The organism is Nocardia sp. CA-290969 (assembly GCF_050936135.1).
Classification (GTDB): Bacteria; Actinomycetota; Actinomycetes; order Mycobacteriales; family Mycobacteriaceae; genus Nocardia.
On the sequence record NZ_JBNJNJ010000001.1, the window covers coordinates 542,287 to 563,634 of the forward strand.

Annotated in this window: 26 protein-coding genes; 14 read left to right on the plus strand and 12 right to left on the minus strand. The window is 67.1% G+C overall.

All coding sequences use genetic code 11. The annotated features are described in order from the left end of the window. Positions 1-2 precede the first annotated feature (2 nt). The gene (locus tag ACQEVO_RS02515) at positions 3-761 is read left to right on the plus strand and encodes a MerR family transcriptional regulator (RefSeq protein ID WP_432908455.1); all 759 of its coding nucleotides are present in this window, start codon (positions 3-5) and stop codon (positions 759-761) included. Further along, entirely contained in the window at positions 734-1,810 is a 1,077-nt protein-coding gene (locus ACQEVO_RS02520; RefSeq protein WP_432908458.1) for an alpha/beta fold hydrolase, read from the plus strand. The genes ACQEVO_RS02515 and ACQEVO_RS02520 overlap by 28 nt, the downstream gene beginning before the upstream one ends. Positions 1,811-1,825: 15 nt before the next feature. Here the strand turns inward: ACQEVO_RS02520 and ACQEVO_RS02525 are convergent, their stop codons facing one another. Then, positions 1,826-2,752 carry a DUF5996 family protein gene (locus ACQEVO_RS02525; protein ID WP_432908461.1) on the minus strand — a complete coding sequence of 309 codons (927 nt, stop codon included), beginning with the start codon at positions 2,750-2,752 and terminating at the stop codon, positions 1,826-1,828. On the opposite strand from ACQEVO_RS02525, the gene ACQEVO_RS02530 reads away from it, so the two are divergent. The 3 genes from ACQEVO_RS02530 (at position 2,676) to ACQEVO_RS02540 (ending at position 4,894) form a co-directional block, all read left to right on the plus strand. Continuing rightward, the gene (locus tag ACQEVO_RS02530; RefSeq protein ID WP_432908464.1) at positions 2,676-3,065 is read left to right on the plus strand and encodes a hypothetical protein; all 390 of its coding nucleotides are present in this window, start codon (positions 2,676-2,678) and stop codon (positions 3,063-3,065) included. The genes ACQEVO_RS02525 and ACQEVO_RS02530 overlap by 77 nt on opposite strands. 79 nt (positions 3,066-3,144) lie before the next feature. Further along, complete coding sequence (locus ACQEVO_RS02535) at positions 3,145-3,762, plus strand: GNAT family N-acetyltransferase (RefSeq protein WP_432908466.1); 618 nt, start codon at positions 3,145-3,147, stop codon at positions 3,760-3,762. Beyond that, a complete protein-coding gene (locus ACQEVO_RS02540) occupies positions 3,755-4,894 on the plus strand; it encodes a protein kinase family protein (RefSeq protein WP_432908468.1) in 1,140 nt (379 codons plus the stop codon). Before ACQEVO_RS02535 ends, ACQEVO_RS02540 begins: the two co-directional genes overlap by 8 nt. Here the strand turns inward: ACQEVO_RS02540 and ACQEVO_RS02545 are convergent. Further along, positions 4,869-5,780: a sigma-70 family RNA polymerase sigma factor gene (locus tag ACQEVO_RS02545; protein ID WP_432908470.1), complete on the minus strand. Its 912-nt coding sequence runs from the start codon at positions 5,778-5,780 to the stop codon at positions 4,869-4,871. The two genes, ACQEVO_RS02540 and ACQEVO_RS02545, sit on opposite strands and share 26 nt — an antisense overlap. A gap of 176 nt (positions 5,781-5,956) precedes the next feature. Here ACQEVO_RS02545 and ACQEVO_RS02550 point away from each other — a divergent pair, with 176 nt between their 5' ends. The 3 genes from ACQEVO_RS02550 to ACQEVO_RS02560 are packed head-to-tail and all read left to right on the plus strand — an operon-like array spanning position 5,957 to position 9,008. Next, on the plus strand, positions 5,957-7,078 hold the full coding sequence (locus ACQEVO_RS02550) for an amidohydrolase family protein (protein ID WP_432908472.1): 1,122 nt from the start codon (positions 5,957-5,959) through the stop codon (positions 7,076-7,078). Continuing rightward, positions 7,075-7,455, plus strand: coding sequence for a hypothetical protein (locus tag ACQEVO_RS02555; RefSeq protein ID WP_432908475.1), 381 nt, complete (start codon positions 7,075-7,077; stop codon positions 7,453-7,455). The genes ACQEVO_RS02550 and ACQEVO_RS02555 overlap by 4 nt, the downstream gene beginning before the upstream one ends. Then, complete coding sequence (locus tag ACQEVO_RS02560; protein WP_432908477.1) at positions 7,452-9,008, plus strand: multicopper oxidase family protein; 1,557 nt, start codon at positions 7,452-7,454, stop codon at positions 9,006-9,008. The genes ACQEVO_RS02555 and ACQEVO_RS02560 overlap by 4 nt, the downstream gene beginning before the upstream one ends. Positions 9,009-9,067: 59 nt before the next feature. Here ACQEVO_RS02560 and ACQEVO_RS02565 read toward each other — a convergent pair whose 3' ends face one another. After that, positions 9,068-9,634, minus strand: coding sequence for a TetR family transcriptional regulator (locus ACQEVO_RS02565; protein ID WP_432908479.1), 567 nt, complete (start codon positions 9,632-9,634; stop codon positions 9,068-9,070). Between the two features lie 95 nt (positions 9,635-9,729). Here ACQEVO_RS02565 and ACQEVO_RS02570 point away from each other — a divergent pair, with 95 nt between their 5' ends. Beyond that, positions 9,730-10,638: an oxidoreductase gene (locus ACQEVO_RS02570; protein ID WP_432908481.1), complete on the plus strand. Its 909-nt coding sequence runs from the start codon at positions 9,730-9,732 to the stop codon at positions 10,636-10,638. A gap of 52 nt (positions 10,639-10,690) precedes the next feature. Here ACQEVO_RS02570 and ACQEVO_RS02575 read toward each other — a convergent pair whose 3' ends face one another. Continuing rightward, positions 10,691-11,320: a TetR/AcrR family transcriptional regulator gene (locus ACQEVO_RS02575; protein ID WP_432908484.1), complete on the minus strand. Its 630-nt coding sequence runs from the start codon at positions 11,318-11,320 to the stop codon at positions 10,691-10,693. A 77-nt stretch (positions 11,321-11,397) separates the two neighbouring features. Beyond that, positions 11,398-11,874 (minus strand): nuclear transport factor 2 family protein, encoded by a 477-nt coding sequence (locus tag ACQEVO_RS02580; RefSeq protein WP_432908486.1) that lies wholly within the window; start codon positions 11,872-11,874, stop codon positions 11,398-11,400. A 210-nt stretch (positions 11,875-12,084) separates the two neighbouring features. Here ACQEVO_RS02580 and ACQEVO_RS02585 point away from each other — a divergent pair, with 210 nt between their 5' ends. From ACQEVO_RS02585 to ACQEVO_RS02600, 4 genes are all read left to right on the plus strand, one after another. Next, positions 12,085-12,660: a dihydrofolate reductase family protein gene (locus ACQEVO_RS02585; RefSeq protein ID WP_432908488.1), complete on the plus strand. Its 576-nt coding sequence runs from the start codon at positions 12,085-12,087 to the stop codon at positions 12,658-12,660. A 54-nt stretch (positions 12,661-12,714) separates the two neighbouring features. After that, on the plus strand, positions 12,715-13,320 hold the full coding sequence (locus tag ACQEVO_RS02590; protein WP_432908491.1) for a dihydrofolate reductase family protein: 606 nt from the start codon (positions 12,715-12,717) through the stop codon (positions 13,318-13,320). Between the two features lie 257 nt (positions 13,321-13,577). After that, entirely contained in the window at positions 13,578-13,718 is a 141-nt protein-coding gene (locus tag ACQEVO_RS02595; RefSeq protein ID WP_432908494.1) for a hypothetical protein, read from the plus strand. Positions 13,719-13,741: 23 nt separating this feature from the next. After that, positions 13,742-14,047 carry a tail fiber domain-containing protein gene (locus tag ACQEVO_RS02600; protein ID WP_432908497.1) on the plus strand — a complete coding sequence of 102 codons (306 nt, stop codon included), beginning with the start codon at positions 13,742-13,744 and terminating at the stop codon, positions 14,045-14,047. A 184-nt stretch (positions 14,048-14,231) separates the two neighbouring features. Here the strand turns inward: ACQEVO_RS02600 and ACQEVO_RS02605 are convergent, their stop codons facing one another. The 6 genes from ACQEVO_RS02605 to ACQEVO_RS02630 all read right to left on the minus strand — a co-directional run bounded on the left by ACQEVO_RS02605 (position 14,232) and on the right by ACQEVO_RS02630 (position 19,624). Next, positions 14,232-14,732, minus strand: a complete 501-nt coding sequence (locus tag ACQEVO_RS02605) for a hypothetical protein (protein ID WP_432908499.1) — start codon at positions 14,730-14,732, stop codon at positions 14,232-14,234. 98 nt (positions 14,733-14,830) lie between these two features. Beyond that, entirely contained in the window at positions 14,831-15,475 is a 645-nt protein-coding gene (locus ACQEVO_RS02610) for a hypothetical protein (protein WP_432908502.1), read from the minus strand. Between the two features lie 88 nt (positions 15,476-15,563). Then, positions 15,564-16,217, minus strand: coding sequence for a DUF3558 domain-containing protein (locus ACQEVO_RS02615; RefSeq protein WP_432908504.1), 654 nt, complete (start codon positions 16,215-16,217; stop codon positions 15,564-15,566). Positions 16,218-16,397: 180 nt separating this feature from the next. After that, the gene (locus ACQEVO_RS02620; RefSeq protein WP_432908507.1) at positions 16,398-17,159 is read right to left on the minus strand and encodes a phosphotransferase family protein; all 762 of its coding nucleotides are present in this window, start codon (positions 17,157-17,159) and stop codon (positions 16,398-16,400) included. A gap of 79 nt (positions 17,160-17,238) precedes the next feature. After that, positions 17,239-18,525 carry an SMI1/KNR4 family protein gene (locus ACQEVO_RS02625; protein ID WP_432908510.1) on the minus strand — a complete coding sequence of 429 codons (1,287 nt, stop codon included), beginning with the start codon at positions 18,523-18,525 and terminating at the stop codon, positions 17,239-17,241. Positions 18,526-18,604: 79 nt separating this feature from the next. Then, positions 18,605-19,624, minus strand: a complete 1,020-nt coding sequence (locus tag ACQEVO_RS02630) for an alpha/beta fold hydrolase (protein WP_432908512.1) — start codon at positions 19,622-19,624, stop codon at positions 18,605-18,607. Positions 19,625-19,731: 107 nt separating this feature from the next. Between ACQEVO_RS02630 and ACQEVO_RS02635 the strand changes: the two genes are divergently transcribed. Next, entirely contained in the window at positions 19,732-20,331 is a 600-nt protein-coding gene (locus ACQEVO_RS02635; RefSeq protein ID WP_432908514.1) for a helix-turn-helix domain-containing protein, read from the plus strand. A 125-nt stretch (positions 20,332-20,456) separates the two neighbouring features. Here the strand turns inward: ACQEVO_RS02635 and ACQEVO_RS02640 are convergent, their stop codons facing one another. After that, positions 20,457-21,314 carry a helix-turn-helix domain-containing protein gene (locus ACQEVO_RS02640; RefSeq protein ID WP_432908517.1) on the minus strand — a complete coding sequence of 286 codons (858 nt, stop codon included), beginning with the start codon at positions 21,312-21,314 and terminating at the stop codon, positions 20,457-20,459. Positions 21,315-21,348 lie beyond the last annotated feature (34 nt).

The following is a 21,348-nucleotide window of genomic DNA, read 5'->3' on the forward strand; positions in this document are numbered from 1 at the left end:
TTATGCCTGGTCGGGACGCAGTGGAATGGATCGCGGTGGGGGAAGCCGCGTGGCGGTGCGAGACCACGGTGCGCACGCTGCAGTACTACGACCGCATCGGGCTGCTGGTCGCGGATCGCGATGACAGCGGGCGCCGGCGCTACGGCCCGGAGCAACTGGATCGGCTCCGCCGGATCCAGCTGCTGACCAGCGCGGGGTTGCGGCTCGAAGAAATCGGCACGGCGCTCGACCGGCAGGACGGCCAATCGCTGGTGCAGACCTACAGCGAGCAGGTCCGGCTGCTCGAGATCGCGGAACTGCGGTTGCGGTGTCAGCGGATCGTGCTGGCCGCGGTGACACAGGTATTGCGGGAACACCCGGATACCCGGGTACCGGAAGGGGTCGTGGCCGCCACCATGAGCCTGGACCGCACGCTCTTGCGGCACCCCGGTGTGGAGAATGCGGATCCGCATGCGCCTGCCGACCTCGATATCGATGTGGAGCGGGTGCTCACCACCTACTTCGGCTGGAAGGCGTGTGCGGTTCAGGCGCTGCTGCTGGCGGAGAACGGGGTGCCGGCCGGTTCGCCCTCGGGTCGGCGCCTCGGCCGGGAATGGCAGGAGACCACGGAGCACGCGCTCCGGGACCAGCCCGCCGGAACCGGTGACCTGTACCGCGCGATGGAGCGGTCGGATCACCGCTGGCCGTCGGAAGATCGTGTCCTGCATCAGAGAACGAAGGATTTCCTGGACCGATGTCTACTCGCCGCACAGCAGAGGTGACCACCGACGCGCCCGATGGGCGTGCCGAACCCGGCCGAGGTACGCAAGCGGCCGGTGACCCGCGCGGCCGGCGGACCGGCCGCCCACGATCGCGGTGGCGCAGAGCACTTCAGGTCGTCGCCGCCACCGTCACCGCGGCGACCCTGGCCTGGCTCGTCCTGCGGGACACCTCGCCCGTGGGCCATTTCGACTCGGCCGGCGACAAGGACCGTTACCTGGCCGCGTACGACGAAGCGATGCGGGAGATGCCCGCACCGGAGCGCGTCCTGGACGTGCGGACCGGCTACGGGATCGTCCGGGTGTACCGATATGCCGGTCCCGCGGCGGCAACCGACCGGGAACCGTTCCTCCTGCTTCCCGGAACTCGTTCGGGCGCACCGGTATTCGCCGACAATATGCCGGGTCTGCTCGCGCAGCGTTCGGTGTACGCACTGGACCTGCTGGGCGAACCCGGAATGAGTGTGCAGGACCGCCCGATCGAATCCCACGCCGACCAGGCCCGCTGGCTGCACGAAGTCCTGCTCGCGCTGCCCGAACCGGCGTTCCACCTGATCGGTCTCTCGATCGGTGGCTGGACCGCGGCCAACCTCGCCGTCCACGAACCCGAGAAGGTCGCGAGCCTGATCCTGGTGGAGCCGGTGCAGACCTTCACCGGACTTTCCCTCGAGCTGATGCTGCGGTCGCTGCCGGTGAGCGTGAGCTGGTCCCCGAAATCGTGGCGGGACGGTTTCAACAGCTGGACCGCCGGTGGCGCTCCGGTCGAAGACGTGCCCGTCGCCCGGATGATCGAAGCCGGAATGTCCACGTACACAATGAAACAACCGCAGCCGAGCCTTATCGCGCCGGAGCGCCTCCGGGCCTTGGAGATGCCGGTCCTGGCGATCCTCGCCGGCAACTCGCCGATGCACGACAGCTTCGCCGCCGCCCGGACCGCCCGGGAGAATCTGCGCCACGGCACGGTACACGTCTACCCCGGCGCGTCCCACGCGATCAACGGTGAACACCCGCACCGGATCGCCACCGATATCGCGAACTTCCTCGCCGGGTAGACGGCTGTGGCCGGGTCACCGCGTTTCAGGCGCAACCGCCTCCAGATGCCGGCGGTCCCAGCCGGCGGTGTCGGCGGCGGCGCCGTAGGTGGCGCGCAGGAATTCCAGCACGGTGGCTTCGGGATCGTCGGCGGTGCGCACGGCCTCGTAGGGAAGCAGGAACTCGTGGACGGCGGCGTCGTAGTAGCCCGCGGGTGGCCGGATCAGTGTCTGCGCGTACCCGTCGGGTTCCGGATAGGCGTAGGCGTAGAAACTGCCCTCGGCCGAGCCCCCGGGCCAGAAGCCGGAACTGGACAGTTCGTGGGAATAGCCCTCGACCATCACCCAGTCGGCGCAGTTCGGGGCGCCACCCGGATGCGGTGGGGCGGTGCGCCCGGAGAATCGGGTGTAGGCCAGGTCCAGCGCACCCCAGAAGAAGTGCACGGGGCTCGCTTTCCCGGTGAACTCCCCGCGGAACCGGTTCAGGACGCGGTCGGCCGCCACCAGTTGCCGCCAGAAGGTGTTGGCATGGTCCCGGTCGTAGTCGGCGTGGGTGGTGTCGTCGGCGAACGGGATCGCGGGTTCCACCTCGACCGGTCTGGCGAGGATCGCGATATCGATGCCGAGCGCATGCAAGGCGTCCATCACTTCTTCGTAGAACGCGGCCACGGTTTTGGGCTCCAGATTGATCCGGTGCCGCGCGCCGGTGCAGGACCGGATGTGTAGCTGATGGTCGATGAAGTCGAATTCGATATCGAACGTCCCATGGTCGTACGGGATCGCCGAGGTGGTCAAACCGCGGGCGGAGAGATAGAAAGTCACCTGCCACCAGTGATTGACCATCGGGGCGCGAGCCAGGCGGAGTTTGCCGACGATCTGGGTCCACATGTGCAGGGTGTCGCGGGTGTCGGTCCACTCGTCCACCCGCAGGGCCGGCCAGATCTCGTTCGAGGTGGTGCGCATATCCGTCCCCTTCGGCTCGGTGGGATCGGGGCGGGCGGCGGTGCGGCGGGCTCCGGCCGGGGCCGGGTGCGATACGCGGGCAACACCACGATTCTACGAGGCCGGGCCGCGGGTGCACGAACGCAGTGCCGGCCTGAAGCGGTACCACCACCCGCTCGTCGGTGACGTCACGATCACGTACCAGGCGCTCACGCCCGGTGACGACCCCGGCCGGACCCGTGCGTATACGGCACGGAAACCGGCTCCGGCTCGGCCCACGCCCTGCAACTCCCGGCAACCGGACGGTTCCATTTCGACACATGAAAATGTGTGACGAAATGCTGGCCGGCGGGGATACCGGTTTCTACCTTGGTGGCTGGAAAACGACGTTCCACCAGGGAAGGGGCAGCCCCATGACCGCACATCCGACGCTCCGCCGTGCGCGGAGCGCCGATCGGGAACAGGTGTTCGCGGCCTTTCTCAGTGGAGCTGTCGACGACCCGGTGACGGCCTGGCTGCTCGCCGGGTATCCGCCCCGGCAATTCCTGAATCCCTACGCCGGGCAACTCATCGACACCGCCCTGAACGACGGCGAAATCTGGATTGCCGAGGCGGACGGGCGAATCCGGACAGTGTCGCTGTGGCAGACGATAACCACGCTGGACGGCCTGGCGGCCGAGGCGGAGGAAGTCGCGAGGCTTGCCGCCGCGGAACCGGAGTCGGCGCCACTGCGCCGCAGCGCCTACCTCACGAATTTGCTTGCCCGTGAACATCCCCGGCGATTTCCGCACAGTTACCTGCAGGTCATCGCTACGACGCCCGAGTTCCGCAACCGCGGTGCCGGTGCCCTGCTGCTGCGGCATCGTGCGGGGTCGCTGGCCCGTACCGCGTTACCGGCATTCCTGGAGGCCAGCAGTGAGCGGTCCGCGCGGCTCTACGAACGTATCGGGTTCCGCCGGACCGACCGCACTTTCCTTCTTCCCGAGAACGGGCCCACGCTGATCCCGATGTGGCTCGAGCCGGATGCCTGAACTCGACGCGGTGACATCCTGCTCACCTGATGCGGCGGCGACCCGCGACCTGTCGCGCCTGCGTTCCCACGGCGCCGTCTCGACGGTCCTGGCGCTGCACAGCGATCACGCCTTGCGCGAGCTCGTGGATACGGCGGTGCCGCTCGGCGCCGGTATCGGCGGGAAGTCGGCACTACTGGAGGTCGCCGGAATCCCGGTCTTCGTGAAGCGAGTACCCCTCACCGACCTCGAACTGCGGCCCGAGCACGTCCGGTCCACGGCGAACCTGTTCGACCTGCCGGACTTCTGCCACTACGGCGTCGGTCTGATCGGCGCACCAGGCTTCGGGGCCTGGCGCGAGCTCGCCGTGCACACCATGACGACGAACTGGGTGCTCGCCGCCGAACACCACGCCTTCCCGCTGATGTACCACTGGCGGGTGCTGCCGGACACGACACCGCTGCCGGAGGAACTCGCCGATATCGACAGCGCAGTCGCCTACTGGGACGGTCGACCACAGGTACGTCACCGGATCGAGGCCCTCCGGGACTCTGCGGCGAGCATCGCGCTGTTCCTGGAGTACATCCCGCAGAACCTGCACGAGTGGCTGAACGACCGGATCGACGCGGGCGATGAGGCCACCGACCGGGCCTGCGTCATGGTGGAGCGGGAACTGGCCGCCGGCGTCGCGTTCATGAACAGCCGTGGACTGCTGCACCTCGACGCGCACTTCGAAAACATCCTGACCGACGGTCACCGCCTCTATTTCGGCGACTACGGACTCGCGCTCTCCTCCGGGTTCGACCTCTCGCCGGCGGAGACCGCGTTCGTCGACCGGAACCAGAGCTACGACCGCGGCTACACCACCACCTATCTGGTGAACTGGCTGGTCACCGCCCTGTACGGGCTCCGGAGTGACGCCCGTGCCGCGATGGTTCGCTCGTTCGCCGAGGGCAAGCCACCGGAGGGTATTTCCGAGGGAGCCGCCGCGGTTCTCATCCGGCACGCGCCGATCGCCGCGACGATGTTCGAGTTCATGCATGCGTTCCAGCAAACGAGCAGGAACACCCCGTATCCGGACGAGGAGATCCAGCACTTGCAGGGCGCTCCGGTCCTCGGCTCCTCGGTCAGCGAGCCGGATCCGGATCGCTGACCCGGGTGAGTTTGGCGGGATTGGTCACCGAGTAGACCCCGATGACGGTGTCGTCGGGGGCGATATCGAGGACGACGACCGCCAGCGGGGCGTCCCCGTCGAAGATCACGGCGCAGGGATCGCCGCTGACCGTGCGCCATCCCACTCGGTAACCGTCCAGACCGGCCGCGGCAACGGAGATGAACACTTCGGCGACAGCGGCTCTCCCGTGGACCGGCTGCAACGAGGTGGCGACACCGGCACCGCCGCTGTCGGTCCAGAGGGTGACTTCCGGCGCCAGTACCGCGAGTAGTTCTTCGAGGTCGCCGCCCATGGCGGCGTCGACGAAGCGTTCGGTCACCTCCCGGCGGATCCGCGGGTCCACCTGGGTGCGTGGCCTGCGCGCCCGGACGTGGGCGCGGGCGCGATGAGCGATTTGGCGTACCGCGGCGGGGGAGCGGTCGACCATGCCGGCGATCTCGGTGTGCGGGTAGGCGAAGACCTCGTTGAGCACGAACACCGCGCGCTCCAGTGGAGTCAGCGATTCCAGGACCACCAGCATCGCCATCGACGACGACTCCGTCCGCAGCACGTTCGCCGCACCGTCGTCCGCAGTGGCGTCGCTGTCTAGCAGCGGCTCCGGAAGCCATTGCCCCACATAGTCTTCGCGGCGCCGGGCCAGCGCTGATCGGCGGGCGAGGGCTTGGTTCACCGCCATCCGGGTGAGATAGGCGCGGAGGTTGTCGATCGGCTCGGCGCCCCGCACGCGGGCCTGCCACGCCAGCCACACCTCTTGCAGGACGTCCTCGGTGTCGGCGACGCTGCCGAGCATGTTGTAGACCACCGAGAACAACAGTTCGCGGTAGCCGACGAACGTCTCGGTCGCGTTGTCGATGTCATCGTTCACGGCAGTCCTCCGGTCCGGCAGGGATCTTTCTACGAAGAGGACCGCGGCTACGCCGAGTGTGACACGTGCGCCGGATTCCGTGATCCACCCCACACGCTCACCGCTTCGCTGTCACATTCTGCCCGCATCTCTCGCTCCTTGCCGACGACATCCTTCCCCACCCACCAGGAGCTTCCATGCGTACCCGAATCAGCGATGTCCGTGTCTTCGACGGTGAGCAGCGCATCGATCGCACCACAGTGCTCATCGACGGCGGCCGGATCGTCGCCACCGACGACGGTCCGGCCGATGTGGAGATCGACGGGACCGGCCGCACCCTGCTGCCGGGTCTGATCGATGCCCACACCCACATCTTCGACGGCGACCTGGCCGCCGCGCTGACCTTCGGCGTCACGACCGAACTCGATATGTTCTGCCTCCCCGAGGTCCTGGCCGCCCAGCGCGCGGCGGCCGAGCTGCGCGACGATATCGCCGATTTCCGCAGCGCGGCCACCCTGGCCACCGCACCCGGCGGGCATCCGAGTCAACTGCTCGCCTCGCCGGATATCGCCGCCCGTGGCCTCGCACCGTTCGACACCATCTCGGGTCCCGAGCAGGCTGCGGATTTCGTGCAGGCCAGGCTGGCGGAGGGCGCCGACTATCTGAAGATCGTCATCGATGACGGCGCCGTGCACGGCACGGGACTGCCGGTGCTGTCGGCGCAGACCGCACACGCGCTCACCACCCACGCCCATAACGCGGGATTGCAGGTGATCGCGCATGCGATCACCGAGCGCGAGGTGACGATCGCACTCGACGCCGGTGTCGACGGGCTGGCACATGTATGGACCGATTTCACCGACCACACCCTCGCTCTGGCCGATCGGATCGCCGCGCAGGACCTGTTCGTGGTGAGCACCCTCGTGTACTTCGAGGCCATCACCGGGCAGCGCGAGACCACTGCCGACTGCGCGCGGCCCGGCTCGTTCGCCGACGCGATCCGGGTGGCGCGGGCGCTGTATCAGGCGGGGGTGCCACTGCTCGCCGGCACCGACGCGACCCCGTACGTACCCGCCCATGGTTCGGGTCTGCATCGGGAACTGGTGCTGCTGATCGGGGTGGGGTTGAGCCCGATGGAGGTGCTCACGGCCGCCACGAGCCGGACGGCCGATCGCTTCGGGCTGCGCGATCGAGGTCGTATCGCGCCGGGCTTGCGTGCGGATCTGCTGCTCGTCGACGGGGACCCGACCGCGGATATCACCGCCGCGTCCGAGATCGCCGAAGTGTGGCGTCGCGGTGTGCGCCAGGTCCGCCGATGACCGCGGCCGTAGTCGCCGGGTGGCCGCTGCCGCTGTTCCGGGCGACGGCGACGGCGGCGGCGGTGCTGGTATTCGCCCAGGCCGCGCTGGCCGGCGGCTTCCTGGCCGGGCACTTCGAGGCCCTGGCGATGCACAGCCGCAACGGCGGCTTCGTGGCACTGGTGTTCCTCGGTCAGCTCGGGTGTGCGGTGTTGTTGTGGCGCAGGGGTGGTGGCCCTGGTTGGCCCGTCCGGACCGCAGTGCTGCAGTTGGTGATCGCGGCGGCGCTCATCCCGCTCGGTGAGGAACGTGTGCTGGCGGTGCATATTCCGCTCGCGGTGGGATTGTCCATCGGCTCGGCGCTGCTGGTGAGCTGGGCGTGGCGGTGGCAGCGATGAGCATCGGCCGGCGCGGATTTCTACGCGCGGGGGCCGGGGTCGGCGCGGCTGTCGCCCTTGGCGCCGCGGGCTGGGCGACGGTGCCGAGGATCGTGCGACCGGGTGAACCCGGATTGCTGCTCCCCAGCGCGGCACCCCTGCCACGGCCGTTCCGCGCGCAGCTACCGATTCCACCGGAGCTCGCTCCCGTCGCTTCCGATGCCACCACCGACCACTACGAGATCATCCAGCGCACAGCACATCTCGATATCCTGCCGGGTCTGCGCACCCAAGCATGGACCTACCACGGCAGTTTCCCCGGTCCGACCATCCGGGCGAGGTCCGGCCGGGCGACCTCGGTGCGCCACCGCAACGAACTGCCCCATCCCACGGTGGTGCATCTGCACGGCGGGCACACACCCGCCGACAGCGACGGCTACCCGATGGATCTGATCCTGCCGGTCGGCGCGACCACCGCACCCCGGCACAACCACGGCCACGGGGTCGCCACCACGACGGGCGCCCTCGCCCACGGCGAACGCACCTACCTGTATCCGAACCGTCAACGCGCCGCGTCCCTCTGGTACCACGACCACCGGCACGGCTTCACCGGCCCGGCGGTCTGGTTCGGGCTGGCCGGGTTCCACTTGATCGGCGACGACATCGAGGATGCCCTGCCGCTGCCCCGCGGCGACCGTGACATCCCCCTGCTCATCAGCGACCGTTCCTTCGCCGCCGACGGCTCGTTCGCCTACCCGCTGATCGACCCCGGCCTGCACACACCCGGTGTCACCGACCCATACATGAACGGGGTCCTCGGTGATGTGGTGCTCGTCAACGGCGCACCCTGGCCGCGGCTGGAGGTATCGCCGGTGCGCTACCGATTCCGGTTGCTCAACGCTTCCAACGCACGCCGCTACCGGCTCACCCTCGAAACTCCCGGAAGCGATTTCGTGCAGATAGGCAGTGACGGGGGCCTGCTCGACCGGCCGATCCGGCACGACCACATCGATATCTCCCCGGCCGAACGGTTCGATGTGATCATCGACTTCGCCGCGTACCCGCCCGGCACCTCGGTCCGATTACGCAACACCCTCGATACCGGACCGGCCGCCGACATCATGCGCTTCGACGTCACCGGCACCCTGAGATACGACGACACCACCGTCCCCGATCGGCTCGCACCCATGGAGCGCCTGGACCCGGCCGCCGCCGTCGCCGAGCGCACCTTCCTGTTCCAGCTGGGCCCGGCCGGCTGGTCGATCAACGGCGTACCCTACGAACCGGGCCGGGCCTTGGCGAACCCGCGCCTGGGCACGGTCGAAATCTGGCGGTTCATCACCGATTTCCACCACCCGGTCCACGTCCACCTCGACCCGTTCCAGGTGGTATCCCGTAACAACCGCCCACCCGGTCCCTTCGACGCAGGCTGGAAAGACACCGTCGATGTCCGCCCCGCCGAAGTGGTCGAGGTGGCGGTCCGCTTCACCGACTACCCCGGCCCGTTCATGCTGCACTGCCACAATCTCGAACATGAGGATATGGCGATGATGGCCGACTTCGTGGTGACCTAGTGCGCCGGTCTCGGCTCGCGGGGTCGAGGCTCGACCGGTGGGAAGGTGGCGGCCGCGGGTCAGGTATCGGTGGGTGAGACCAGGGTGGTGACCGCGTCCAGTACGAGGCTGCGGCGTTGGGGTTCGGGTACCAGTCGCGCGATGTCTTCCGTGGGTTGGTGCCACATGTTCGCGATTGTCAGCACCAAGGCCAGGATGTGCGCGGCGGGCAGTGCGGCGGTCACCGTCCCGCGTTGTTGGGCCTGTTCGATCGCCTCGACCTTCGCGCGCATCGACTCGGCCACCGATGCGCGCTGGGCGGCCTCGCCACGCAGCAGGTGGTACCACATCAGGTACCGCATGACCTGGGGGTTGGCCAGTCCGGCGTCGTGCAGCCGACCCGCGTACTCCGGTAGGCGGTCCGCGTCCAGCGGCACGGTCGCCACCGTCGTGTCCACGATCATGTCGAAGACGGCGTCGAAGAGTTCGTCTTTGCCTTTGTAGAACGAATACACCAGGCCCGCACTGATTCCCGCGCGCTTGGCCAACCGCTCGATGCGCGCTCCGGCCAAACCGAACTCGGCGAATTCGGCCAGTGCGGCGTCGAACAGCAGTTGCCGTTTCGCTTCGGGATTCCTGGTGCGCACACCTCCAAGCTAGTTATTGAACATTCATTTGACAAAGGCGGCGCGGCGGCGCAGGCTGCTAATGAACATTCATTCAACAAGGAGGCGCGGTCTGCATGGCGCATTGGACACCGGACGACATTCCTGATCAGACCGGCCGCACCGCCCTGATCACCGGCGGTAACAGCGGTATCGGCCTGGAGACGGCCCGCGTCTTGGCCACCCGCGGTGCGCGGATCATCCTGGCCGGTCGCAACCAGGCCAAACTCGACGAGGCAGTCGACGTCGTGCACGCCGCGGCACCGCGGGCCGAGGCCGACACCCTGCTCCTGGATCTGTCCGACCTCGCCTCGGTGCGCAGCGTGGCTCAACGGATCGCGGAAACCGAGACCATCGACCTGTTGTTCAACAACGCCGGGGTGATGAATCTGCCCACCCGCCTGACCACCCGCGACGGGTTCGAGATGACCGTGGGCACCAACCACCTGGGCCATTTCGCCTTCAACGCCCATATCTGGCCCGCTGTGCGCCGCTCGGCCGCCGCTCGCGTCGTCACCGTCAGCGCGATCGCCGCACGCTGGCCCATCGGCAAGCTCGACGACCTGATGAGTGAAAACAGCTACCGCGGCATGGCCGCGTACGCAAAGTCCAAGCGCGCCAATATCGTCTACACCCTCGAACTCGCCCGCCGCACCGCCCGTACCCCCGTCGAAGCGTTCGCCGTCCACCCCGGTTCGGCTATGACCGGCCTCCAGCAACACGGCACCGGACTGCTGACGCGCCTGTTCACTCCGCTCGCGGCACGCTTGCTGATGGGTTCCGCCGTCGGCGCCGCCTGGCCCTCGCTCTACGCCGCCACCAGCCCCGATGCCACCAGCGGAGAATTCATCGGCCCGGCCGGACGGGACCAGACCTCCGGCACCCCCGAGCCCGCGAAACTCCCGAAAGGCGCCGACAACACCGAACTGGGCGCGCGATTGTGGGCCGACAGCGAACAACTCACCGGAATCACCTTCGAGCCCTGACCTTGCTCGGGAAACTACTCGGGGGGACCTGCCTGCCGCAGGTGGCCTCGATTCACGTGGCGGGATCGGGCGGATCCGGGTGACGGACCAGTGACGCGAGGACGATATCGCGCGCTGCGGCGACTGTCGCGGCGAAAGCGGCCGGGTCCCGTCCGACGCGTTCGGCGCCCGCCCGCATAGCGCCGGACAGTAGCTCCACCACGAGTTGCACATCGCCGGGATCGCGGAACTCCCCCCGGGCAATTCCGTCCCGGACCACGTTTTCCACCTCGATCACGATCGCGTGGAACGGGTTGTCCGCCCCCTTCGGCACCTCGGCGACCAGCGGGGCGGAACCCGGCCGGAACATCAGCTGCATGGGCTGGTCGGTGGAGGCGTCCAGGATAGCCTCGATGATCTCCCGCAGCCGGTCCGCGGCCGGGTCTGCCGAGCGTGCGGCGATCGCGGCCACCCGCTCGACGGCGGGCCGGCTCGCCCGCTCGGCCAGCGCCCGGACCAGTCCGCTCTTGTCGCGCGCGTAGTTGTACAGCGTGTTGCGCGCGAGCCCGGCGCGAACCGCGATATGGCCCATGGTGATCGAGTCGTAGTCGCGTTCGAGCAGGAGTTGCCGCAGCGCCTCGGCGAGGTCGGTCCACACCTTCTCGTGGTGCTCCTCGATGCTGGCGCCCTTTATCCGCGGCATCCGATAACCCTTCTGTGCAGGAGCTGCTGTGCCGGTCTGTACCTGCGCAACACACGACTGCGCGGCATTATCCGCCGTTACGTTGCCTTTTCGGCGGCCAGGCCGACGGCCGACAGATGGGGGTTCTCCTGGTGGGCCGAGGTGAGTTTCACACGGCTGAGACGCCAGCCGTCTGCCGTGCGAACCGCCTCGTTGTCGTAGAAGCCGACCACCAGCCAGCAGTTGGGTCCGTCGCCGGCGACTTCCCGCGGGACCCAATGTTCGGCCCGGACGTGGGCGTGGATCGTCGCCTTGTCGCCGTCGATATCGACGACGTGGCCGGTGATGGCGTGGTGGGTTGCTGTGTAGGGGGCGAAGGAGACGCGCAGGATCTGGAGGTAATCGCCGAGCGGCGTGGTCATCGGCGGAATGCCGGCGACGGATTGGAAATCCAGGGTGAGTGGGTCGGTGAAGACGATCCGGGGGAGCTCGGAGAACTCCTTCAGGTCGGCTATGTCGGCATAGCGGCTCATCAGTTCGATGATCTCGGCGCGATCGGCAAGCGTGTTCGTCATTTCCTCTCCATTCACTACGGCGGCGCAACGGGTGGTACTGCCGCAGGCCGGCGGGTGGTTGCCACCATCGCACGTATTTATGCGACAGACTGTCGTAAAGATTACGACAGTCTGTCGCTAAAAACAACGGAGGCGAGCAGTGGTCGCGAAAGTGGCTACATTTCGTGTGGCGTCGCGATGAGTTTCGCTGTCCGGTGCAGTCTTATCGGTATGGGCAGACTCATCTATGGCTTCAACGTGTCGGTGGACGGCTACATCGCCGACGCGCAAGGCAGTATCGACTGGAGCGATCCGAGCGAAGAACTGCACCAGTACTGGAACGACTTCGTGCGGGAGACCGCCCTGTCGTTCTACGGGCGGCGGCTCTACGAACTGATGGCCGCGTACTGGCCGACCGCCGACAAGGCCCCGGACGCCACCCCCATGATCGTCGACTACGCCCGCGTCTGGCGCGATATGCCCAAGGTCGTGTTCTCACGCACCCTGGAGTCGGTCGACTGGAATTCCCGCCTGGAACGCGGTGACCCGGTCGAGGTGGTGCGGAAGCTGAAAGCCGAAACCGACGGCAGCTTGGAGGTGGCCGGCGCGACCCTGGCCGCGCCGATCGTGCAGGCCGGGCTGGTGGACGAGTTCCGGCTCGTGCTCGCGCCCACCGCCGTGGGCGGCGGCACCCCGTTCTTCCCGACGCTGCCGTCGTGGATATCGCTGCGACTGCTGGAGAACCGCACCTTCCCGTGCGGCACGGTCCTGCTGCGCTACGAGGCGAAGCACGACCGACACCGATGAATTTGCGGCTCCCGGCCGGTCGAAACTCGTGACACCGTAGGAAAGGACACTGCCATGTCGGAGCTTCTCGTCGACTTCATCACCTCGCTGGACGGCTACGCATCGGGCGAGGGATGGCCCGGGTTCTGGGGCCTCGAGGGCCCGGAGTACCTCGCGTGGCTGGGCGAGCAACCCGAGGTCACCTACCTGATGGGAGCGAACACCTACCGTCTGATGTCGGGCTTCGCCGCCGGCGAGGTCCCGGATGGCCAAGACGAGTTCAGGCCCGAAGAAGAGGCGACCGTCGATGAGCTCACGCAGGCGTCCAAGGTGGTGTTCTCCTCCTCGCTCGCGGAGCCGCTGACGTGGGCCAACGCCACGCTGGTCCGCGACGACGCCGTCGAGGCGGTCCGCGCCATGAAGTCGAGTGGCTCGGGGCTGCTCAGCACGATCGGCAGCCTCGGCCTGAGCCGGTCCCTACTGCGAGCCGGACTCGTCGACCGCTTCCGGGTCGTGATGTTCCCGGTGATCACCGGGGCCACGGGCGCGGAGCGCATCTACGACGGCTATCCGGACGTCGCCCTCGAGATGATCGAACACCGCACCTTCGACGGCCGTATCCAACTGGTCGAGTACAAGCCCCGCGTGCTCGACCACCCACCGCTCGGCGCCCCTGCGTGACGTCGCCCCGTCCGCCCCGGTTCGGCGGGTATCAGCGCAAGACCGACCGAGTCGTATCTGCCGTCGAACTGCAGCGAACCGGCCTCTGACCCGAGCCGGTCTCGATTCACGCGACTCTTCTCGGCAGGAACATATCGGCCGTCGCCGGTATGCTTCGATCCCATCCGGTGTCCTGCCGGGTGAGATCGAAACATTCTCCGGAACAGTGCCGGTGTCAGTCGATACCGGAACCCTTTCCGGTATCGAAAGGTACGACCATGCGAAAAGTATCCCTCGCCGTGGCATTCATTTCCCTGTTGGCCGCCAACGCCGTGGCAGGTGCCGGCGCCGCCGCTGCGACCATCGTCAGCGACCGTGAGGTCAAGCGGGACATCACCCCCGTTCGGTGGGAACGCTGAGCTTGATCGGTCGGCTACGGCAGTTGGCGACGAAGCCGACTGCCGTCCGGTCGCCGACCGCCGAGCCGGTGAACGGCTATGACATTCTCACCACGGTCTCCGAGTTGCCGATCAGTACATGGCGGTACAACTGGGAACCCGAGCATGTACGCCACCTGGGCCCGATGGCCCAGGACTGGAAGGCCGCCTTCGGCCTGGGCGATAAAGACACGGTGATCCCGGCGGTGGATGCCAGCGGTGTCGCACTGGTGTGTATTCAGGCACTGCACAGGGAGATCGCGGAATTGCGGGCCGAGGTGCAACAGCTCCGATCCCAGCACTCGGGGTAAGCCACGCCGTTCGCGGCCGCCGCGGGGACGTGGTCGGCCGGGAGCGTTCGAATCGATGTTCGTCGCAGACAGGCGACCTCGCCGATGGGGCCCTGAGCGCGTCCGGCCTCACCTACCGCGACGGGCTCGAGGCAGTGTGATCGCCCGATCGTCCCGGGCAGCAGCATCCGTCTATGAGTCGTGGCTACCAGATATCCGCCCAGACCGGTCGTTTGGGGATATCGAACAGTGCGGAGTTCCGGCGGACGGCAACTGGAACCGAGGCACCGGAATGCAGCTGTTCGGCCAGCGCGCGGGCCTTTGTCTCCTGGAACTGAAAATAGAAGAATTGCTTCTGTATCCGGGATTCGGCGCCCGTTTCCGGGTGCGGGAACCGGGCTTCGACGCGAACCCGCCACAAGTCGAATCCGAACGGCCCCCGATTGTGCTTGCGGTGGAGTTCGGAATCGACCACCACCGCAGACATCGTCTCCCCGGTGCGGCGCAAATAGTAACGGCGCAGTCGCCATGCCGCGGTCAGCACGAACATCCACGCTCCGATACCCGCCAACGCGCTCACCGGGAGAAACAGCGCCGTGGCGACCGGTGAACCTATCGCCCGGGCGATAACGGCACCCAGGTTCAACGCGCCGGCCATGAACGCCACTGCGGCTACCGGGACGCCCAATGTCCACACCAGTGACATAGGGCCGACCATCCTGCCGGACCGCCCCATCTCAACTCCTCGAACGCGACCGGAAATTCACCGACCGAAATGGACCACAGCTACGAGCATCGTTCATGTCAGCGCCACCGCGTCTCGCCGGGGTATTCGTCGAAGTCATCAGGCCAGTCACTGGGCCCGACGACGGTTTCACCCGCTCGTGGGCGACGGATCGGGGTCTGGGTCGGTGGCCAGGTGGGAGCCGGCGGCGGCTCGGGTGCTCGAGGTGGCTCCGGGGTCCATGTCCAGGTGAACTGTGGCGAGGTTTTCATCTCGGCGACTTCCGGTGGTACCGGATTCGCCAGACTTTCGATATCGCGCCAGCGGCATTCGCCGCCGGCGACTCGTTCGGCATATGCCTTGAGCGCCGGCGATGCTGTGTCCATCCCGGCGACCATGGAGATGAATTCTTCGGTTACCTTGGCCGCGTTCAGCGCGGCATAGGTCTTCTGGTCCTGGTCGTGATACATCCAGGCGGCCTTGTTGAGTTCCGTCCCGCTGCCGGTAGTGGTCTCGGCGAGTACCCGGTGTCGCTGGGACATCCAGTCGGCCGCGTCGTTGATCGGAGCCACGAGGGTGTCGATGATCGGCCCGTGCAGCCACTCTGCCGCTCTGCCTTCCTTTGCCACGAAATCCGACGTCGACTGGACGTCGGCCCCGATCGAGGCGAGGAGAGCACCCAGGCCGGCGATCTCGCTGGAATTTGCCGATAACGTCTCGGTCATCGATATCCTCTGATTCCGTTCGTTCTACGTTGCCTGCACGCCCCGGCTATCGGATCGGGTGGACGGATCCTTCGCCGGGTTCCAGGTTTCAGTCGGTGCCGAGCGATTCGCTCAGGATCTCGGTTACCCGGCGGATCTCGTCGCAGGGTGGAGGCGCCTGGACCGGGCCTGCCGGCAGCGTCATGATGCCCACCCGGAATATTCCGTCGGTTGATTCGACGGCTGCCGAGCAGGCGCCGGGATTCGCCGGAGTCCGATACAGCACCGCCGCGCGTCCACTGATCGGGTCCGCGCCGAAAATCTCGTGACCGGAGTTCTTCCGAATATCGTCGAGAGTCAAATCGCTGGAAGTCACCGATACCGCGCCGGTGGGGAGCATCTCGCCGTCTACCAGAGTTTCGCGCCAGAACTGGCAGCCGATTTCGGTGAAGATGCCGACACCTTCGCTGGTGGCTCTTTCGCGGGTTTCCGGGGCGAATCCGGCCCGGGCCACCAAATCGTCACCTACGCTCACACACGGGTCGAACCGAACTTGTTTCGCGCCGGTCTGTGCCGGTGCGGGCGGGACACTGACCTGTACGGACACGCTCGTCCCTGCGGCCGCCGTCGGCGACGAGGTGCCGGGTACCTCCGTCGATGTCTCCTGGTCCGCAGAACCACCGGAACATCCGGCCAGTAGCAGCGCACCCACGACCAGGCAACCGGTAGCGGAAACCGTCCTCATCATCGAAACCCCGAACATCGAAAATCTCGTCCGCCCCCCTCGGGTACAGACAATCACCAGCAGTCGGTAATGATGGCACAATCCGCCGCATCGGTCTCCCGGAGCCCTTGATGTGGAGGTTCGGTGCTCCGAAGAAAGTACCGGTGGGCGCTCGCGGCAACGCGAGCAGAATCTTCTTGCGTATCGTCCTGCTGCGAATCATGCTCGTAGCGCCTGGGTTCTCAGTACGTCGATTTCGCAGCCCGGCGAGTTCGGGTCGAAGCCGTGTTCGACCAGCCAGCGGACTCCCCGCAGACTTCGTAACGACCACCATGCGCGGATCATGTCGAGGTCCACCTCGGCGCCGTAGCCGGCGACGACGTCGCCGAGGTGCTCGGAGTGTCCGAGCGTCAAGGTGGCGAGGTCGTACAAAGCGTCACCCTGGGCCGCTTCCGACCAGTCGAGCACGCCGGTGACCTTGTCGCTGTCGACGTACACATGGGCGACCTGCAGGTCGCCGTGTATGAACACCGGTGCCCAGGGCCGGAGTGCGGTCTCGGCAATCCGGCGGTTGCGTGCGATCACGTCGGAGGGAAGAACCCCGTGCGTGGCGAGCCATCGGCATTCGGTGTCGAGTTCCGTGGCCAATTCTTCGATGCCGGAACCGGACTGCGGCGGCAGGGGCGCATCGTGCAGCATCCGTGCGGCGGCCCCCGCCGCGGCCCACGCCGCCGGTGAGGCGCTCGACGGCTCACCGAGGCGGCCGAGTGGCGCGCCCGGGAGGGCGGCGAGTGCGAGCACGGGCGGTCGGCGCCACAGGATCTCAGGAGTGGGGATCGGCGCCCGCTCCATTGCGTCGATCTCGACATCGGCGCGTGCCTGATCGGTGTCGATCTTCAGGAACACATCGCCGATCCGCAGTGTCGCGCGGTCGTGATGGGCGACGACAACCTCCAGCCCCTGACTTTCCACGACGGCCATTATCGTGGGGCAGTTCGGCCGGCGTCACCGTGTTTATCCGGTGCGGCGGTCGGCGGTTCTACTGTTCTGTGGTGACAGGTCAGCGGCCACTTCGTGGTCTACGCAACAATGCGCGGCCGCGGTCCGGGGTGAGGCTGTACGCCAGAACAGGGTCTGCGAGCAGCGCGATCGGGGCGATGTGATCTGGCGTGCGGGGCTGCCAATGCGTCATCGCGGCTTCGAGTGCCTGCCACAGTGCCGTCGGGTCGGAGTGGTGTTCGGCGAGCGCGTGTCGTACCGCGGTATCGAAGGCCTGGTTGCCGTAGGTGAGGCGATAGCCGGGCTGTCGAACCCGCGTCCGGTGCTCGTCGATGGTGCGTCCGATCTCGAAACCGGCGTCGTTCCGGGCGTTTTCGAGGATCTGGGAAACTTCGAGCGCGGAATACTGCGAGTGCTCGTCGTCGGCGTGTTGCTGGGCGATTTCGAGGGCTAGGCGGTGTCCGGTGAGTGCGCGGTCTGCCAGGTACTGGGCATTCTCCAGCGCGGAGCCATACCAGGGTTCTTTATGTTCGTGTTGCAGGAACATGCACGGCAGGAACTCTTCGGTGAACAGTGAACTGGTGAAGAATCCGTTCGGGACCGACTCCGGTGGCAGCAGCTGCGAAAGAAGCCGGGAGACCTCGTAGGGGGAGGAAGTGGAGAGGAACATCTGGAGCTGGACTCGCAGGACTGTGGTGCGTGGCCGCCCGAACCCTTGGGCTTTTTCCAGGGCCACCATCGCTGTGTCGATGTTCCCGGAAAGTGCCTCGCCCCGGGCCTGTTCCACCACCAGATCCCAGCTGTCACGAGTCTCGCCCGCGGGCCGGCGCAGCCGGTGAAAGCCTTGGTACAGCGATTCCATGAGCGCGGTGAACGACGGGTATCGCTGCGGCGATTCAGCCCAGGAGAACACGCTGTAGGCGGCCCATTCGCCGTTCTCGTCACGGTCGGCCGGGTCGAGGAACAGAATCCCGGCGTCGGTGTGCAGTGAGATCAGCAGCCCGCGCGAGAACGGGTTACCCGGTGCGTCGACCGGAGCATCGGTGACCAGGTCGGCCCACGATTCCCAGAACGGTTCGAGGTCACGCAGCCACCCCAGGTTTGTGGTGTCACGCAACTGCCCCACGAATTCCCCGGCATGGCGCCATCCATCGGTGGTCAGCAGGAAGCTGCGATACGAGGGCGGCAACCTCAGGCCGAGACGCTCCTCGACCGCCGCGACGTCGGCCTCGGCGGCCGGGCCGTACCCGAGCCAGCGCTGCCGCACCACCTCCGGATCCAGCTCGCCCGGATCACCGGCGGTGATCCGTTCCTCGCTCCACAGCTCCAGCCACGGTCTCCAGTTCATTCCACGAACGCTACGAGTAGCCGCCGACAAGCTCGGCATGCGCGCAGGGTTTCGCCTGCCGGACCGGACCGCGGGGAGTTCAGCCGTCGAGGAAACGCAGTAGCTCCGCCGTGACGAACCGGGGGTTCTCCTCGATGAGCCAGTGCCCGGCGGCCGGCACGTCGATTGCCCGGACGATATGGGTAATCCGCGGGGCCACGGTGGCGCGGACCGGATCGAGCTGTCCGTGGGCGGTCAACAGCAGCGTCGGGACCCGGACAGGTGCCGCCGCGACGGTAGCACGGACGTCCAGGTCGAGGCTGCGGTACAGCTCGAAGCCGCCGGTCAGTGCCTCGGTGCGAGTGTAAGTCCGGGCGTACTCGTCGATCTCGGCATCGGTGAACGGCGAGCGCGTCGACGTACCGCCGAAAGCGGTTCCGCCGAAGGCGACCTGAGGGTAGAACAGGGCAAGGTATTCCCGGACGTCGTCGCCCACTACCGCCTCGGGAACCCGCCGCTGGGAATGGAAGGCGATATGCCAGCTCATCGTCCGGTAGGTGCCGGCATCGATGGCGGGGCCGGGTAGCGGGAGATCGAAGTAGCCGAGTCGTTCGGTGTCGTCCGGGAATTGGGCCGCGTACTGGAATGCCACCGCGGCACCGAAATCGTGTCCCACGACGCGCGCGTCGCGCACACCGAGCCGCTCGGCGATCAGAGTGTGGATGTAGCGGGCGAGGGTGGCTTTGTCGTAGCCGGTCGGCGATCCGGTGCTGTCACCCAGCCCGGGAAGGTCGACGGCGTAGACGGTGTGGTGTTCGGCGAGTTCGGGCATGATCGGCCACCAGCCGTACCAGGTCTGCGGCCAACCGTGGATCAGCACCACCGGTGTACCGCTGCCGCCGGTCACGTAGTGCATGCGGACGCCGTCGATATCGGCGAATTCGTGGCGGAAAGTGCCGTCGAAGCCGGGGTCTTCATGGGTGGCCGCGGCGTATGGCGGTATCTCGGTGGCCCTCGGCGCGCCGCATGCCGCGGTACAGATCATGAGCAGGCAGGTGAGCGTGGTGGCCGCCACTATGCGCAGAGCCTGACGCGCCGGTGGCCTGGTTGCGGTGGTCATCGTGATCCGTTCTGTGGAGGTGAACCCGTTTCTGGCCGGGCCGGTTCAGTCTCATCGGCCACACCCGCACCTGGCACGAAGTCTTGCGGTTCCGGCAAGATGCCCGGATGGACCGGGAAACGGAAGAAGTACTCGATGTGGTGGGTCCGCGGTTGCGCGCGCTGCGCCGTGACCGCGGAATCACCCTCGCCGACCTGACGGAAAAGACCGGAATCTCCGAGAGCACGCTGTCCCGGCTGGAAAGCGGGCAGCGCCGGGCCAGTCTGGAATTACTGCTACCGCTGGCGCGTACCTACGGCGTTCCACTCGACGATCTCGTGGGCGCCCCGCGCACCGGCGATCCCCGGATCCACCTGAAGCCGATCCAGCGATCCGGAATGGTGTACATCCCGCTCACCCGGCGTCCGGGCGGGGTGCAGGCGTTCAAGATGATGATCCCGGCCCGGTCGCACCCGCCGGAACCCACACCGCAGACGCACGACGGCTTCGAATGGCTGTACGTCCTCAACGGCCGGCTGCGGTTGATCCTGGGCGACCGTGACATGACGTTGCCGGCCGGTGAGGCCGCCGAATTCGATACGTCCCTGCCGCATTGGCTGGGCAGCGCCGACGGGGGTGCGGTCGAGTTGCTGATCCTGTTCGGTCCACACGGAACCCGCGCACATGTACGCCCCGGCTCGCAGCGGTCCCCGGACGACGCGCAATAGGACCCCGGTCTCGTAGCCCAGGGTCGCAGACCGGAAGGCGGCCATGCGGTCTGAATAGAGGCAATCGATTGTCTGATCTTTCTGCGTAGCGTACCGGTGGCGAAATCGATCAAACCCTGCACCGGTCATAGGAGTTCGGTGAACTCCTGTGTGCCGACCACCGTGAGCAGGTCCAGTTTGTCCGCGCTGTCGGTGCCGATGGCCGGGGTGAACCAGAGCAGCCGTTGCCGGCCGTCTTCGCTGAACAGATTGAGGCAGTTGACTTCGATCAGGCCGAGAGCCGGGTGATTGATACGTTTGCGGTCGTTTCGACGGAATGCCACCTCGTGAGCCGTCCATAGCGCCGCGAATTCGGCGGAGCAGCTCAGCAGCTCGGAGATGAGCGAAGCTGCTTCGGGATCCGCCGCGGAGCGACGACCGGCGGCGGCCCGCAGGTCGGCGACGAACGCCCGGGACTGGGTCTCGTGGTCACTCTCGGGGTAGAGCTGCCGGGCTCCGGGGTCGGTGAACCATCGGTACACAAAGCTCGCCGCCATGCCCTGCCAGCCGGACTGATCGCCGAGCAGCGCGACGGCCGCAGCATTCTGCACCAGCGTGACGTGCAGGTCGGTGATCACCTGGGCGGGCGTCGCGATCAGCCGGGTGAGCAGGTCGACCATTCCTGGATGGACGTGCGAACTCGCGGTTCCGGCGCGCGGCACCGGACGATCGGCGAGGTGATAGATGTGGTCACGTTCGTCGGCGGTCAGCCGCAACGCGCGCGCCAGCGCCGCCAGCATCTGTTCCGACGGCTGCGACCCGGCCCCGCGCTCGAGCTCGTTGTAGTAGTCCACCGAAGCTCCGGCGAGTTGGGCCACCTCGTCGCGACGGAGTCCGCGCACGCGCCGTCGCGGCCCGGATACGAATCCGACCTCTTCGGGCCGAATGCGCTCGCGCCGGGACCGCAGGAACGCACCCAGCTCGGCATACTTCGCGACGCTCATGACATCCAGTCTGCGCCACGCCGGGCCGGCGACA